At 74.3% G+C, this 417-nt stretch carries 1 protein-coding gene; it reads left to right on the top strand.

The annotated features are described in order from the left end of the window. Positions 1–417: GNAT family N-acetyltransferase (locus J0695_RS40390; RefSeq protein ID WP_206969776.1), on the top strand; the 417-nt coding region annotated here is incomplete at both ends.

Here is a 417-nt window from a genome sequence, read left to right as displayed (position 1 = left end):
CGGGCTCGGTCCGTACTGGAAGCGGGGCGTCGAGGCCTCCGAGGCGAGCGGGGTGCGGGTCGGCTGGGGGAACGAGAGCGACCTGGGGGACTTCCACGCGCTGTACGCCCGTGACGCCGCCCGCGGGCGCTTCGCGCCGCGTCCGGTGCAGTACTTCCGGCGGATGTGGGACGCACTGAACGCGGACGGGGCCGACGGGCTGCGGCTGTACCTCGCCGAGTACGACGGGGAGGCCGTGGCGGCCGCGCTGATGACCCTGTCGGGCGCGACGGTGCGGCATGCGTACAGCGGGCCCGCCGTACGCCACCGGGAACTGCGGCCCAGCTGCGCGCTGCACTGGCGGATGCTGTGCGACGCGCATGCGATGGGCGCGGACTCCTACGAACTGGGCGGGGTCTCGGACGGGTTGGAGGAGGG

Origin of the sequence: Streptomyces beijiangensis, assembly GCF_017315755.1 — a bacterium.
Lineage (GTDB): Bacteria > Actinomycetota > Actinomycetes > Streptomycetales > Streptomycetaceae > Streptomyces > Streptomyces beijiangensis.
Note: the sequence above shows the minus strand (reverse complement) of the source record. Positions and strands in the feature narration are given on the sequence as shown.